Source organism: Streptomyces sp. WAC07094, assembly GCF_036320405.1.
Taxonomy (GTDB): Bacteria; Actinomycetota; Actinomycetes; order Streptomycetales; family Streptomycetaceae; genus Streptomyces; species Streptomyces lannensis.
In genome coordinates, this window is the sequence record NZ_JAVMJZ010000001.1 from 4,327,198 (window position 1) to 4,340,484 (window position 13,287).

Annotated in this window: 15 protein-coding genes, 1 tRNA gene and 1 pseudogene; 4 read left to right on the plus strand and 13 right to left on the minus strand. The window is 69.6% G+C overall.

The features are described 5' to 3' along the window. Positions 1-50: 50 nt before the first annotated feature. The gene (locus RCR19_RS19055) at positions 51-821 is read left to right on the plus strand and encodes a TetR/AcrR family transcriptional regulator (protein ID WP_331266246.1); all 771 of its coding nucleotides are present in this window, start codon (positions 51-53) and stop codon (positions 819-821) included. Between the two features lie 24 nt (positions 822-845). Here the strand turns inward: RCR19_RS19055 and RCR19_RS19060 are convergent, their stop codons facing one another. From RCR19_RS19060 to RCR19_RS19075, 4 genes are all read right to left on the minus strand, one after another. Then, complete coding sequence (locus RCR19_RS19060; protein ID WP_331266247.1) at positions 846-1,319, minus strand: PPOX class F420-dependent oxidoreductase; 474 nt, start codon at positions 1,317-1,319, stop codon at positions 846-848. 49 nt (positions 1,320-1,368) lie between these two features. Continuing rightward, complete coding sequence (locus RCR19_RS19065) at positions 1,369-2,190, minus strand: YceI family protein (protein ID WP_331266248.1); 822 nt, start codon at positions 2,188-2,190, stop codon at positions 1,369-1,371. Positions 2,191-2,298: 108 nt separating this feature from the next. Continuing rightward, positions 2,299-4,821: an MFS transporter gene (locus tag RCR19_RS19070; protein WP_331266249.1), complete on the minus strand. Its 2,523-nt coding sequence runs from the start codon at positions 4,819-4,821 to the stop codon at positions 2,299-2,301. Between the two features lie 22 nt (positions 4,822-4,843). Beyond that, on the minus strand, positions 4,844-5,347 hold the full coding sequence (locus RCR19_RS19075) for a MarR family transcriptional regulator (protein WP_331266250.1): 504 nt from the start codon (positions 5,345-5,347) through the stop codon (positions 4,844-4,846). Between the two features lie 255 nt (positions 5,348-5,602). On the opposite strand from RCR19_RS19075, the gene RCR19_RS19080 reads away from it, so the two are divergent. Next, the gene (locus tag RCR19_RS19080) at positions 5,603-5,797 is read left to right on the plus strand and encodes a hypothetical protein (protein WP_059130083.1); all 195 of its coding nucleotides are present in this window, start codon (positions 5,603-5,605) and stop codon (positions 5,795-5,797) included. Positions 5,798-5,832: 35 nt separating this feature from the next. Here RCR19_RS19080 and RCR19_RS19085 read toward each other — a convergent pair whose 3' ends face one another. The 6 genes from RCR19_RS19085 to RCR19_RS19110 all read right to left on the minus strand — a co-directional run bounded on the left by RCR19_RS19085 (position 5,833) and on the right by RCR19_RS19110 (position 9,963). Continuing rightward, entirely contained in the window at positions 5,833-6,555 is a 723-nt protein-coding gene (locus RCR19_RS19085) for a hypothetical protein (protein WP_331266251.1), read from the minus strand. Positions 6,556-6,641: 86 nt separating this feature from the next. Further along, positions 6,642-7,556 (minus strand): RNA polymerase sigma factor SigF, encoded by a 915-nt coding sequence (locus RCR19_RS19090; RefSeq protein ID WP_331266252.1) that lies wholly within the window; start codon positions 7,554-7,556, stop codon positions 6,642-6,644. Between the two features lie 247 nt (positions 7,557-7,803). Continuing rightward, positions 7,804-8,718 carry an RNA polymerase sigma factor SigF gene (locus RCR19_RS19095; RefSeq protein ID WP_220293502.1) on the minus strand — a complete coding sequence of 305 codons (915 nt, stop codon included), beginning with the start codon at positions 8,716-8,718 and terminating at the stop codon, positions 7,804-7,806. Positions 8,719-8,900: 182 nt separating this feature from the next. Continuing rightward, positions 8,901-9,194 carry a Dabb family protein gene (locus tag RCR19_RS19100; protein WP_331266253.1) on the minus strand — a complete coding sequence of 98 codons (294 nt, stop codon included), beginning with the start codon at positions 9,192-9,194 and terminating at the stop codon, positions 8,901-8,903. Between the two features lie 46 nt (positions 9,195-9,240). Next, entirely contained in the window at positions 9,241-9,417 is a 177-nt protein-coding gene (locus RCR19_RS19105; RefSeq protein WP_331266254.1) for a hypothetical protein, read from the minus strand. 153 nt (positions 9,418-9,570) lie between these two features. Then, entirely contained in the window at positions 9,571-9,963 is a 393-nt protein-coding gene (locus RCR19_RS19110) for an ANTAR domain-containing protein (protein WP_331266255.1), read from the minus strand. Between the two features lie 544 nt (positions 9,964-10,507). On the opposite strand from RCR19_RS19110, the gene RCR19_RS19115 reads away from it, so the two are divergent. Continuing rightward, positions 10,508-11,119, plus strand: a complete 612-nt coding sequence (locus tag RCR19_RS19115) for a hypothetical protein (protein WP_331266256.1) — start codon at positions 10,508-10,510, stop codon at positions 11,117-11,119. Positions 11,120-11,258: 139 nt separating this feature from the next. Here the strand turns inward: RCR19_RS19115 and RCR19_RS19120 are convergent, their stop codons facing one another. Further along, the gene (locus RCR19_RS19120; RefSeq protein WP_331266257.1) at positions 11,259-12,068 is read right to left on the minus strand and encodes a ferritin family protein; all 810 of its coding nucleotides are present in this window, start codon (positions 12,066-12,068) and stop codon (positions 11,259-11,261) included. A gap of 364 nt (positions 12,069-12,432) precedes the next feature. Between RCR19_RS19120 and RCR19_RS19125 the strand changes: the two are divergent. Next, positions 12,433-12,540, plus strand: a pseudogene (locus RCR19_RS19125) (site-specific integrase); the annotation flags it as partial. A 126-nt stretch (positions 12,541-12,666) separates the two neighbouring features. Here the strand turns inward: RCR19_RS19125 and RCR19_RS19130 are convergent. Together RCR19_RS19130 and tadA are read right to left on the minus strand one after the other, a co-directional pair. Continuing rightward, positions 12,667-12,751: transfer RNA gene (locus RCR19_RS19130), tRNA-Ser, on the minus strand. Between the two features lie 66 nt (positions 12,752-12,817). Further along, positions 12,818-13,246 carry a tRNA adenosine(34) deaminase TadA gene (gene tadA, locus RCR19_RS19135; RefSeq protein ID WP_331269487.1) on the minus strand — a complete coding sequence of 143 codons (429 nt, stop codon included), beginning with the start codon at positions 13,244-13,246 and terminating at the stop codon, positions 12,818-12,820. Positions 13,247-13,287 lie beyond the last annotated feature (41 nt).

Genomic DNA, 13,287 nt, shown 5'->3' on the forward strand with positions numbered 1-13,287 from the left:
GCCGGGCGCCTAGCATCGTGAGCAGGTCGAAGTGTCGAGAAAGGTACGCCATGGTGAAGGCAGCCCAGCGGGCGGAGCGTCCGGCGCGTACCAGCGTCTGGCTGGAGGGCAAGGCGCCGCGGGGCGGAGGCTCGCGCGGCGGTCAGCCCTCGGGCCTGGACCGCGACCGGATCACGGAGGTGACCGTACGCCTGCTGGACGCCGAGGGGCTGCCGAAGTTCTCCATGCGCCGTCTGGCCGCCGAACTGAACGTGACGGCCATGTCGGTCTACTGGTACGTGGACACCAAGGACGACCTGCTGGAGCTGGCCCTGGACGCGGCCTACGGCGAGATGCGGCTGCCCGCGGGCGACTCGGGCGAGGACTGGCGCGACCAACTGCGGGCGCTCGCCGCCGAGTACCGGGCGCTGCTGGTGCGCCACCCCTGGCTGTCGCCGCTGGCCGGCACCTTCCTCAACATCGGCCCGCACGCGGTCGCCTTCTCGCTGGCCGTGCAGCGGGTGATCCGGCTGACCGGGCTGCCCGCACACGGTCAGATGGGCGCGATCGCGGCCGTCTTCCAGTTCGTGTACGGCTTCGGCACGATCGAGGGCCGCTTCATCGAACGCTGCGCGGTGGCCGGGCTGAGTCAGGACGACTACTTCCGCCACGCCATGAGCGCGGTGACGCAGAGCCCCGACCTGACCGAGGTCGTGCACCACGCCGCGGACCTCATCGAGGCCCGCGGCGGCGACACGGTGGAGGAGATGCGCGAACGGGACTTCACGTTCGCGCTGGAGACGCTGATCGCGGGGATCGAGGCGATGATCGTACGAGGCTGAGCCCCGCCGGGCGCCCGGGAGCGGTCAGTCCTCCGACGGCACCAGGCGCGCCGGGAAGCCGCCCGTCGCCACCGGACCCCAGCGCACCGGGGTGACCCGGATGATCGACTTGCCCTGCTTGACCATGGCCTCGCGGTACTCGTCCCAGTTCGGGTGCTCGCCCGCGATGTTGCGGTAGTACTCGACGAGCGGTTCGACGGAGTCCGGCGTGTCGATGACCTCGGCCGTGCCGTCGATCTGGACCCACGGCCCGTTCCAGTCGTCACTGAGCACGATGAGGCTGACGCGCTCGTCCCGCTTGGCGTTGCGGGTCTTGGCTCGCTCCGGGTACGTGGAGACCACGATCCGCCCGGAGTCGTCGACCCCGCAGGTCAGCGGCGAGCCCTGGGGGCTGCCGTCGGCGCGCCGCGTCAGCAGGATGGCGCGGTGGCGGGGCCGTACGAAGTCCAGCAGCTCGTCCAGGGTCACGCCGGTGTTCGTCGCGATGTTCGGTGCCATGGGGGCAGCCTAGGGGCAGACCTGCCGGATCAGGGTGATCCTGCTGTGCCTACGCCTGCGGCAGCGAGTCGCCCCGCACCGCCTGGATGTCCAGTTCGACCTTGAGTGTCGTACCGACCAGGGCGACGCCCGCCTGGACCACCTGGTTGAAGTTCATCGCGAAGTCCTCCCGGCGCAGTTCCGTCGTCGCGCGGAAGGCCGCTCGGGTCCCGCCCCACGGGTCGGAGCCGGTGCTGAGGTAGACCAGGTCCAGGTCGACCGGGCGTACGACGCCGCGCAGGGCCAGCTCGCCGTGCACCGTCCAGCGGTCGGAGCCCGCGTCGGTCAGGCCGGTCGAGCGATACACGATCTCCGGGTACGTATCGGTGCCGAGGAAGTCGTCCGACCGCAGGTGGGCGTCGCGCATGCCGTTGCCGGTGGTGATGGACGCGGCGCGGATGACCGCCTCGACCCGGGACTTCGCCACGTCGTCCGGGGCGATCTCGATGCGCCCGGCGAACTCGGTGAAGCGGCCGTGCACGCTGGAGATCCCCAGGTGCTGGGCGACCGCGGCCACGGAGGAGTGCGCCGGGTCGATGGTCCACGGTCCCGGCGGCGGCAGCTCGGTGCCGCCCTGACGGGCCAGCGTCACCGTGCCGACCGCGGCCCGGCCGCCGGCCGTGACGATCGCGCTGGACGCCGCGGGCGCGTACCCGACCGCGGTGACGATCACCGTGTAGGCACCGGGGGCCAGCGCGGTCGCGTCCCGTACGACCCCGTCCTGGTCCGCCTCGGCGCGCACGACCTGGGTACCGGTCATGTCGGTCACGGTGACGACCGCGTGCGAGACGGCCCATCCGTCCCGCGTACGGATCCGTGCGGTCAGTCCCATCGTGTGGTCTCCCTCTAAATCCTTGAATATCCCCGTAGAACGCTCAAAAAAATCCGGCTCGTGGGGGCGCACCTCGTGCTCACGGTGCGCCCCACGAGCCGGTGCCGACTACTCGCCCGGGTGGGCCAGTTCGATGTCGTGGTCGTCGACGCCGCGGCCCTGCACCGTGACCGCCGTCGCCTGCGGCGGGTAGCCCGTCGCGATGACGGTGTACTCGCCGCTGTTCAGGTCGGTGAAGGCGTACGCCCCGTCCGTGCCGGTCATGGCCGTGCCCACCACGTTGCCCGCCGCGTCCACCAGCGTCACTCGGGCGTCGGCGAGGGGTCCGTGCGGGGCCCGTACGACACCCTGCACCTGGGCGCCGGAGTCGAGGTCGATCTCGATCCTGGTGACCCCGGTCGCGCCGACCTCCACGGGCAGTGCCCGCGGCCGGTGCCCCGCGGCGTTCACCGCGAGGGTCACGGAGCCGGGCACGAGTTCGGCCAGGGAGAACTCGCCCTGTTCGCCGGTGGCGGCGGTGGCCAGCAGGTCACCGCGGACGTCCGTGACGATGACCATCGCGTCCTTGACCGGGAGCCCGGTCTCGGCGGCCCGCACGACACCGCTCAGGCCGCTGGTACCGCTGAGCAGGATGTCGAACGACACCGGCTCCTCGTGCACGACGACCGTCGAGGCCTGCGGCTGGAAGCCGTCGGCGGAGGCGATCAGGACGTAGCTGCCGGAGCCCGGCGCGTCCACGGCGTAGGAACCGTCGGCACCTGCGACCGACCGGCCGAGCTGCCGGCCCCCGAGGGAGATCAGCGTGACGGCGGCCCGCGCGACCGGGGCGCTCTCGGCTCCGCGGACGAAGCCGCGGACCGGTACGCCACCGCCCTCGCCGGCGGACGTGGGCGGGGCCAGCGTGGCGACCGCGGACAGCCTCTGTGCGCCATCGGGAGCGGCCTCGGTGCTCGACACCGCCCAGCTCGGGACCGCCTCCTCGACGGGCGCGGCAGCCGCGGCCGCGGGGGCCTCTTCCGCCTCGGCCTCGGCCTCGGCGGCCGCCGCCTGCGCCAGACCGCCCCTGGTCCGCAGCGGGACCTCCTTGATGAACAGGGTGATCACAAGGGCGAGGAACGCCAGGCAGGCGGCGATCAGGAAGACATCGGCGATGGCGTGGCCGTACGCGCTCTCGATGACCGTGCGCAGCGGCTTGGGCAGCTTCCCCAGGTCCGGGATGGCGCCGTCGGAACCCGCCTTGGCAGCGAGTCGTGCGTACTTGGGGCTCAGGTCGTCCAGGCCGTCCCGGACGTAGTCGGTGATCCGGTGGGCCATGATCGCGCCGAGTGCGGAGACGCCCATCGCACCGCCGAGGGAGCGGAAGAAGGTGACCGTGGAACTGGCCGAACCGAGGTCCTGGGGCTCCACCTGGTTCTGGGTGGACAGCACCAGGTTCTGCATCATCATGCCGATGCCGAGGCCCATCAGCGCCATGAACACGGCCATCTTCCAGTACGCCGTGTCGTAGCGGATGGTGCCCAGCAGACCGAGGCCGGCCGTCACGAGCACACCACCGCTGACCAGCCAGGCCTTCCACTTGCCCGTCTTGGTGATGACCTGGCCGGAGACGGTGGAGGAGACGAACAGGCCGCCGATCATCGGGATGGTGAGCACGCCGGACATGGTCGGGGACTTGTCCCGTGCCAGCTGGAAGTACTGGGCGAAGAACACCGTTCCGGTGAACATCGCGACGCCGACGAAGAGCGAGGCGAGCGACGACAGGGTGATGGTGCGGTTGCGGAACAGGCGCAGCGGAATGATCGGCTCCGCGGCCCGGGACTCGACGAGGATGAAGATCAGTCCGAGGACGATCGCGCCGGCCACCATGGTGTAGGTCTGCCACGACACCCAGTCGTACTTGTCACCGGCGAAGGTGACCCAGACCAGCAGCAGGCAGACGGCGGCGGAGATGAAGAACGCGCCGGCCCAGTCGACCTTGACGTCCCGCTTGACCACGGGCAGATGAAGGGTCTTCTGGAGCACGATCAGTGCGATGACCGCGAAGGGGACGCCGACGTAGAAGCACCAGCGCCAGCCGAGCCACGAGGTGTCGGTGATGACACCGCCGATCAGCGGGCCGCCGACGGTCGCGACGGCGAAGGTCGCGCCGAGGTAGCCGGAGTAACGACCGCGTTCGCGCGGGGAGATCATCGCGGCCATGACGATCTGGGCCAGTGCGGACAGACCGCCGACGCCGACGCCCTGGACGACTCGGCAGGCGATGAGCATGCCGGGGTTCTGCGACAGACCCGCGGCCATCGAGCCGAGTACGTAGATGATCAGGGCTATCTGGACGAGCGCCTTCTTGCTGAACAGGTCCGCGAGCTTGCCCCACAGCGGGGTGGTCGCGGTCATGGCCAGCAGGGAGGCCGTGATGACCCAGGTGTAGGCCGACTGGCCTCCGCCGAGGTCGCCGATGATGTGCGGCAGCGCGTTGGAGACGATCGTGGACGACAGGATCGCCACGAACATGCCGAGCAGCAGCCCGGACAGGGCCTCCATGATCTGCCGGTGCGTCATCGGAGTGCCGTCCGGGAGGCCTCCCCCGTGCTTGGCGTGAGCCCGCACACCGGCTGGTGTGGTCGTTGCCATGGGCTTCCTTTTCTTCCGTTCTTTATGCGGGTGTACGGGTGGTCTGGTCTGCAACCGATTGCGTCGCCGGCGCGAGCTGCACCAGCCGGGGGGCTGAGCGGCAGTCGCCGAAGCTGGCCCGCAGCCGCGCCATCAGCTGGATGAGCAGGTCGACGTCGTCCTGCGACCAGTCGCTCAGCCGTTCGGCGAGCAGTTCGGTGGTCCGCCGGGACAACTCGTCGAGCTGGATCCGGCCGGAAACGGTCAGGCGCAGGATGCGGGAGCGTTTGTCCGCGGGATCGGGGGAGCGCTCGATCCAGCCGCGGTCCGCGACCTGCGCGACATGGCGGCTCGTGACGGAGATGTCGACGGCGAGCAACTCCGCGAGCTTGCTCATGCGCATGTCCCCGTAGCGGCCGAGCAGGGTCAGTACGGCGGCGGAGCCGCCCGGGCAGTCGGGCGGCAGGATCCGCCCCATGTCCCGCGTCACGGCACCGATGGCGCCGAGCTGACGCGCCAGCTCTTCGTATTGCGCTCGCTCGGCCATCACCCCTCCCAGTATCGTTGCTTAGGGCAACCATAAATCGGTTGGTTGCCGCAGGCAAACTAAATCGGGGGTCCTGGGCTAAAAACTTGGCAAAGGCAAGTATTGGCGATCGTAAACCCCCAGGTGGACCGCGTGGGCCCGGCCGGCCCTGACAGTGGTCGCACAGTGAGGTCACAGTCCCCTCACCGGGCCGACGGGTGGCAGAAGGGCACCCGCACTTGGGCAGCCTCCGCGTTTTCGCTAGGGTCTCGGGCCATGGCTAACACCCAGGGCCCCCAGGGCAACTACGACCCCTCCGGCAACACGCAGATGTTCCGTGCGTTCGTCGACGAGGCCCCGCAGGACCGGCACCAGGCCGCCGTCTCGTCAGGGCCGCGCGTCGGTCTGATCGTGGGCGTCATCGCCGTCGTGGTGATCGTCGCCGCGGTCGCCTGGCTGGCGCTGAAGTAGCACGAGCAGGGCGGAGCCCTGCTCCGCTCCCACCTTCACTTCCACTGGACGGACACGTCCCGCGTGTCGATGTGCATGCCCGGCGGCACACGCCACGCGTCGACACACACCGTCCAGGTCTTCTTCGTCGACGCACCGGCGGCGATCGGCGACGGCAGCGTGCCCGTGGACTCCACCGTCGCCCAGTCGATCCCGAGCGCGCCGACGATGTGCGTGCCGAAGGCGACCGTGCCCGAACGCACCGCGCTGCCCCCGGTGTTGCGCAGCGAGAGGGTGACCTTCTCGCACCAGCGACGGTCCGTGGGCTCCCGTACGGGTGTGCCCACGCTCAGTGCCGCCGGTCCACCCGGCTCAGCGGGCGGGGCGGTTGCCGTCGGTGTCGGCGAACCCGCCTGCGGGGGTGGGGAGTCGGGGGTGCGGGACGCAGGTGCGGTGCTGTCGGAGGTGCCCTCCGGAGCGCGGGTGGCCGCGGGAGGCGGTTGTGGCGCGACCGAGGCGCCGGCCTCGGCGGGCGGCTGCCGCCGTCCCCTCTCCCGGCGGCTCTCCGCCGCCTTCAGCGGCACCAGCGCGACATCCCCCGTCGGCGCCACCGCGGCACCGGAGACGACCGGGGTACCGCCCGCGGGCCCGACCGCGACGAATCCGTCGTCGCCCGGGCCGCCCGCGCACGCGGCCGGAATGCCCACCAGACACACGGCGGTCGCCGAGGCACCGATCAGGGCCCCTCGGCGACCCCGCCACCACGTCGCTCGAAGCATCGCGCCAGTGTGTCTGACGGCCCGTCAATTAGGAACCCTCGGGCGGACGGGCCGTCCCCGGGCACCGGCCCGGGGCTCCCGGCGGCTCAGTCCGAGATGAGGCCCTCCCGCAGCTGCGCGAGCGTGCGGGTCAGCAGCCGCGAGACGTGCATCTGCGAGATCCCGACCTCCTCGCCGATCTGCGACTGCGTCATGTTCGCGAAGAAACGCAGCATGATGATCCGCCGTTCACGGGGCGGAAGCTTGGCCAGCAGCGGCTTGAGGGACTCGCGGTACTCCACGCCCTCCAGGGCCGAGTCCTCGTAGCCGAGGCGGTCCGCGAGGGAGCCCTCGCCGCCGTCGTCCTCGGGGGCCGGGGAGTCCAGCGAGGACGCCGTGTAGGCGTTGCCCACGGCGAGGCCGTCGACCACGTCCTCCTCCGACACGCCCAGCACGGCGGCGAGTTCGGTGACCGTCGGGGACCGGTCCAGCTTCTGCGAGAGCTCGTCGCTGGCCTTGGTGAGGGCCAGGCGCAGCTCCTGGAGGCGGCGCGGCACACGCACCGACCAGGACGTGTCCCGGAAGAAGCGCTTGATCTCGCCCACGACCGTCGGCATCGCGAAGGTCGGGAACTCCACGCCGCGCTCGCAGTCGAAGCGGTCGATCGCCTTGATCAGCCCGATCGTGCCGACCTGGACGATGTCCTCCATCGGCTCGTTGCGGCTGCGGAAGCGGGCGGCCGCGTACCGCACGAGCGGGAGGTTCAGCTCGATGAGCGTGTCCCGGACGTAGGCGCGCTCCGGGCTGTGCTCGCCGAGGGTGGCGAGCCGCAGGAAGAGGGAGCGGGACAGGGTGCGGGTGTCGATGGCGTCGTGGGCGGAGGGGACGTCCTGGGCCTCGGGGACCGGAACGGTCTCGGCGCTCGGGAGGTCCTGAGGGGCCTGAAGGTCCTGAAGCACATCGGGCGCGGAGTCGCTCTGCATGAGCGTGAGCACCTTCGAGCTGCCCTGGTCTGCGGACATGCCACCCCCTTTGGGTCGCGGGACGGTCGCGGCGGACGCTCCCGTCGTCGGGAACGCAGCCTCCACCTGAATACCGGCCACGAGGCTGCGGCAAACGCGCTTGGGGAAGAATGTCACATGTCGGCAACGCGCTGTAGTGACATGTCGACATGCAAGTTGCGAAAGCGCCCTGGTTGAAGGTCTTCTGATGGCTTTTCAGCGGGGATCGGCAGGGAAGGGGGCCTGCGGACGGATTCGCTCTCGCGGGTCAGGCATCGATCCTGTTTGCGGATCTGAGTCGTGCAAAACTCCTGGCGAGGAGTCTTGACACATGCATCTGGGAGACCCCCAGCTCCGCGCTGATCTGTGACTGGGTCAGATTGCTGTAGTAGCGCAGCAGCAGGATCCGCTGCTCCCGCTCGGGCAGCTGTACGAGCAGATGCCGGACGAGGTCGCGATGCTCGACCCCGTCGAGAGCGGGGTCCTCGTAGCCGAGCCGGTCGAGGAGCCCCGGCAGCCCGTCACCCTCCTGGGCGGCCTCCAGCGAGGTCGCGTGGTACGAGCGTCCCGCCTCGATGCAGGACGTCACCTCCTCCTCCGTGATGCGCAGCCGCTCGGCGATCTCCGCGGTGGTGGGGGAGCGTCCGAACGTCGTCGTCAGGTCCTCGGTCGCACTGTTGACCTGCACCCACAGCTCGTGCAGCCGGCGCGGGACGTGGACCGTGCGGACGTTGTCGCGGAAGTAGCGCTTGATCTCGCCCACGACGGTGGGCATCGCGAAGGTCGGGAACTGCACGCCCCGCTCGGGGTCGAAGCGGTCGATGGCGTTGATCAGGCCGATGGTGCCGACCTGGACCACGTCCTCCATCGGCTCGTTGCGGGAGCGGAAGCGCGCGGCGGCGTAGCGCACGAGAGGGAGGTTCGCCTCGATGAGCGCCCCACGCACACGATGGTGTTCCGGCGTGCCCGGTTCCAGGTCCTTGAGCTCGGCGAAGAGCATCTGGGTGAGGGCCCGGGTGTCGGCCCCGCGGCGCTTCTGGTCCGTGGCGGGCGGTGTGGATTCCTCCGGTGTGGTGTCGTCGGTCGTGGTGGATTCCTGGGGCGGGCCGGCAGCGGGGGCCGGAGCCTCGTCCTGGGGCGGCGCGGTACTGGCCGACACGGTCAACGCCACCTCTTCATCCATCCACGCATCCGTCAATTCGCCGTCAAAAGCGGTCATAGCATCACAAGAAATGGACACTGTGTGCAAGCACCGCATAACTCCGTGTTGAGGGAGAGTTGGGGCACATCACGCAGAAAAGCCCCCCGCCGTTTCCGGTGGGGGGCTCTGCGGTGGTGTCGCCCTGAATCAGTGGGCGGTATCGCTCAGATTTCGTAGTCGGCCATCACCCAAGTGGCGAACTCGCGCCAGAGCGCGACGCCCTCCTGGTGTGCGGGGTGCTCCAGGTAGCGGCGCAGCGCGTCCGCGTCGTCGACCGCCGAGTTGATCGCGAAGTCGTAGGCGATGGGCCGGTCGGTGATGTTCCAGGCGCACTCCCAGAAGCGCAGCTCGTCGATCACGTCGCCGAGCCTTTCGAAGGCGCGTACGCCCTCCACGACACGCGGGTCGTCACGCCGGACGCCTTCGTTGAGCTTGAAGAGGACCAGATGCCGGATCACGGGTGCTCCCAGGGTGACGACGGTGGCCGCCCGGGCCCCGGAAGCCTCACTGGGCCCCGTTGGCGATCCATGTCATGAAGTGGCCGATGGCCTTGGCGGCATTCGAAATGCCCTCGAACCCTATCTGGACGTAGTCGGCGGCCCTGGCCGGATTGGTGATGATCACGTAGAGCACGAAGACCACGACCGCGTACAACCCGATCTTCTTTCCCGGTACCGCCACCGAGGCCTCCCCCGTCTCCTCCGCCCCGCGGGGCCCGTTCGCCGGCGGCGAGTCTAACGCGGCCAGGTGTTCGGGTCTCGCAAAAGATCACGCATCCATCAGGTCCTCACGCGGTTCCTCCCCGCCGGGTGCTCCACGGCGCGGTCGCCGGTCTCAGGTGGCGGGCGGTCCGTCGTCGGCCGCCGTGATCCCGGGAGTCCGGTGCGCCGACGAACAGGACTGGTAGCGGGCCAGTGCGCGCCGCAACTCGTTCAGTTCGGCGTCCGGCAGGGTGCCGCCCTGGGCGAACTTCAACACGTCCTCCGCGACGACGCGCAGTTTCGTGTTGGTGCGCTGCGAGACGTCCCGCAGGGCGCGCCACGCCTCCTCGGGAGGGAGCTGCCCCAGGACCACCAGGGCGCCGATGGCCTGGTCGATGACGGCACGCGAGGACAGGGCACGCTGGAGCTGCTCGTTCTCCGCCTGGAGCCGTTCGTGCTCCATGGCGAGGTCGGTGACGGACAGCAGCTCCAGAGGGCGGTGCCTGGAGACCGCGAAGAACGCCATGGGATCACCTGGTCGACGGGGGCAAGGTCTTCCTACTGCTACCCGCCCCGCATGGAAATAGTTGTCATGAGACAACGTTCACTGTGGGGTCGTCGGCGGGCTCATGTGGAAGGGGCCGGCAGCCGGGCTCGATGAGGAGGGCGGCCCTGCGGTGATGCGGCGAAGAAGACCTGAGTCGGCCGGGCGGGCAGCACGGGGCTGCCGTGATGATGGAGCGCTCGATCGGCCGGCCGGGACGGATACCGGGGCCGGGGATGCGCGAAGGGTCCGGCTCGTCGAGCCGGACCCTTCGGCCATCTGCGGTAGCGGAGGGATTTGAACCCTCGGTGACTTGCGCCACACTCGCTTTCGAGGTGTGCTGACGCCTTCCTCGTCGTGGTGATGTTCGCCGCGCCTGTCAGCGGGAGGAAGCCGAAGCATGGGGAGAGGTTGGGTCGTTCGTCCCCCGCCGAGGGACCTTCGACCTGTACCGGCTTGCAAGCTTCTTCGACACGGTGGGTGATGACAGCTGCTTCCACCCCCGCAAATCGGAGGAGGGGACGTCATGGCTGTTCATCACGCGCACTGGCTTCGGTACCGGAACCAGGCTGCCCCTGTGGCCGACCAGCCCCGCGATCTCTCCCGGAGCGGCGGGCTCACGCTTGCTGCGGCCAGGGTGGTGGCGGGGGCCCGGCTGATCATGAGCTTCTTGTTCCTGTGGGCCTTCTTGGACAAGACCTTCGGCTTCGGCTATCTCACGCCGCCGGCCAGAGCATGGATCAACGGTGGCTCACCCACGATGGGCTTCCTCAAGGGCGTCAAAGTCGGTCCCCTGGAGTCGACGTTCCGCGGCTGGGCGGGGGCAGCCTGGGCCGACTGGCTGTTCATGCTGGGACTGCTGGGGATCGGGCTCGCCCTGCTGGCGGGCATCGCGCTCAGGATCACCGCGGTTTGCGGCACGATCATGCTTGCCTTGATGTGGGCTGCGGAGTGGCCGCCCGCAAAACACCTCTCCGACGGATCTCCGAGCATGTCCACCAATCCTTGGGTGGACTATCACGTCGTGGAGGCGGTGCTCCTGATCGTGCTCGCCGCGGTGGGCGCCGGAAACACCTGGGGCCTGGGCCGTGCCTGGGCGTCCCTGCCGGTGGTCCGCAACCATCCCTGGCTCCGCTGACACCGGGCCGCGGATCTACACAAAGACACTGGACGGTCGCGGGGATACGCCATGAGCGGCGGCCCCGACTGGCCATGCGATGCGTGACCGGCCGGACGTTCTTGCCGGCGTCCGACCGGTCTCGCGGCTCGGCCAAGAATCAGTGCAGCTGGTTGAGGGCCTGCTCGAAGGCGGCTGCGTGTTTGGCCTCGTCGGCGGCGGTGTCGCGGAAGTAGCCCGCGGCGGCGGTGTCGCCGACAGCGACGGCTCGCTCGGCGAACCCTGGGTACAAGATGGTCGCTTCGTTGTGCTCCCCAGCGATGGCCTTGCTCAGGTTGTCCTTCGTCGTGCTGACCAGGCCGGCCAGGACCGCCTCGCCGGCGAAGTGTTCATGCAGCTCAACCCTGCCGGTCCCTTCGAACAGCCGGGCCAGCGCAGGGTTGCCGGTCTGCTGGGCGCGGGCGGCGAAGAGCATGTACTTGGCGTGTGCAAGCGCCTCGCCGTGCATGGCGGTGTCGAGGTTGGCCTTTGTGCGGGCGGCCTTCACCTTCGGCAGTCCGGCAGGCACCGACACCATGTCGGCTTTCGGCGGCGCCGGGATGGCGCCCTGGCCGGTGGTCACGACAGCCAGTGCGGCGCGGTAGGCGTCACGGTGGCGTCCCTCGTCCGTGGCGATTTCCGCGAACAGATCGGCGGCCTCGATGTCCCCGTCCTTGCGGGCCTGGTCGGCGAAACCGCGGTACATCACCTGGTGCTCGTAGGTCTCGCCGTTGATAGCCTCGCGCAGATTGTCCGCGTTCGAACCGACCGCACCCGCCAGCGTGGCCGCTTCGGGCAGATGCTCGTTCAGCTCGGTCTGCGCCGTATTGCGGAAGAGCTCGCCGACGGCCGGGTAGGCCTGGCTGTCGGCTTGAGTGCTGAAGAGGTTGTAGACGGCGTGGGCGAACGCCTCCCCTTTCATGGCGGTCATCAGGTCGTCGAGGGTCTGTGAGTGGAGAGTCCGGGTGGTGGCGTACGTGGCCTAGTGGTGATCACCCGGCACGGCAAGTGCCACAGCCGTGGCAGCCTGGGACGCGGCAGTCAGTGTGCACAGACCGACCACAAGCGTACGTATCGAGTGGCGGAACATGATGCCTCCTTCCGGGGCACTCCTCTGCGCGGACGCCCCGTCCCATGCGACCCGCATACGTACACCGTTGCCCTTTCAGGTGACCCTTTTGGGTGAATGCGAACGGTAATCACAGCGCGCAGCGGAGCCTGGATGCGCGCCCGATTGAGCGGAGCGCAGCCGGCGCTTGATAGAGCAGAGAAAGTCGTCCCGCGCTGGGAGACGTGGGCGAGGCACATCGCCCCGGACCGACTACGACGACTGGAAGGAGTTCCTTGATGAAGCGAAAGTCCGTGGCGGACGGTTGCACGACGCCCGGCACACGGCCGCAACGCTGGGGTCTCGCAGGCCGATGTAGTGGGCCAACGTATCCGCCATGAGCAGGCCAAGACGGATTGGGCAACTGAGACGGAAGCCGAACGGGCGTCCGATCCATAAGATCGGACGCCCGTTCTACCTGCGGTAGCGGAGGGATTTGAACCCTCGGTGACTTGCGCCACACTCGCTTTCGAGGCGAGCTCCTTCGGCCGCTCGGACACGCTACCGAGGGAGACCCTACCCCAAGGTGGGCTGTGGTCAGAAATCCATATCCGGGGCATCCGGCGCGGGACTCAGCGGCTCCTGAAGAAGTCCGTGAGCATGCGGGCGCACTCGTCAGCGAGCACGCCGTCGATGACCTCGGGGCGGTGATTGAGACGCCGGTCGCGCACCAGGTCCCACAGCGACCCGGCGGCGCCCGCCTTCTCGTCGCGTGCGCCGTAGACCAGGCGGTCCACCCGGGACTGCTGCACCGCGCCCGCGCACATCGTGCAGGGCTCCAGCGTCACGACCAGCGTGCAGCCGGGCAGCCGCCACTCGCCGAGCGCCGCGGCGGCCCGGCGGAGCGCGAGTATCTCCGCGTGAGCCGACGGATCGCCCGTCGCCTCGCGCTCGTTGTGGCCGCGGGCGATCACCGAGCCGTCCGCGGACAGCACGACGGCGCCGACCGGCACGTCACCGCCCGCGACGGCCAGGCCGGCCTCGTCCAGGGCGAGCCGCATCGCGGCCCGCCAGCGGTCGCGCACCGGATCGGGGGCCGGCG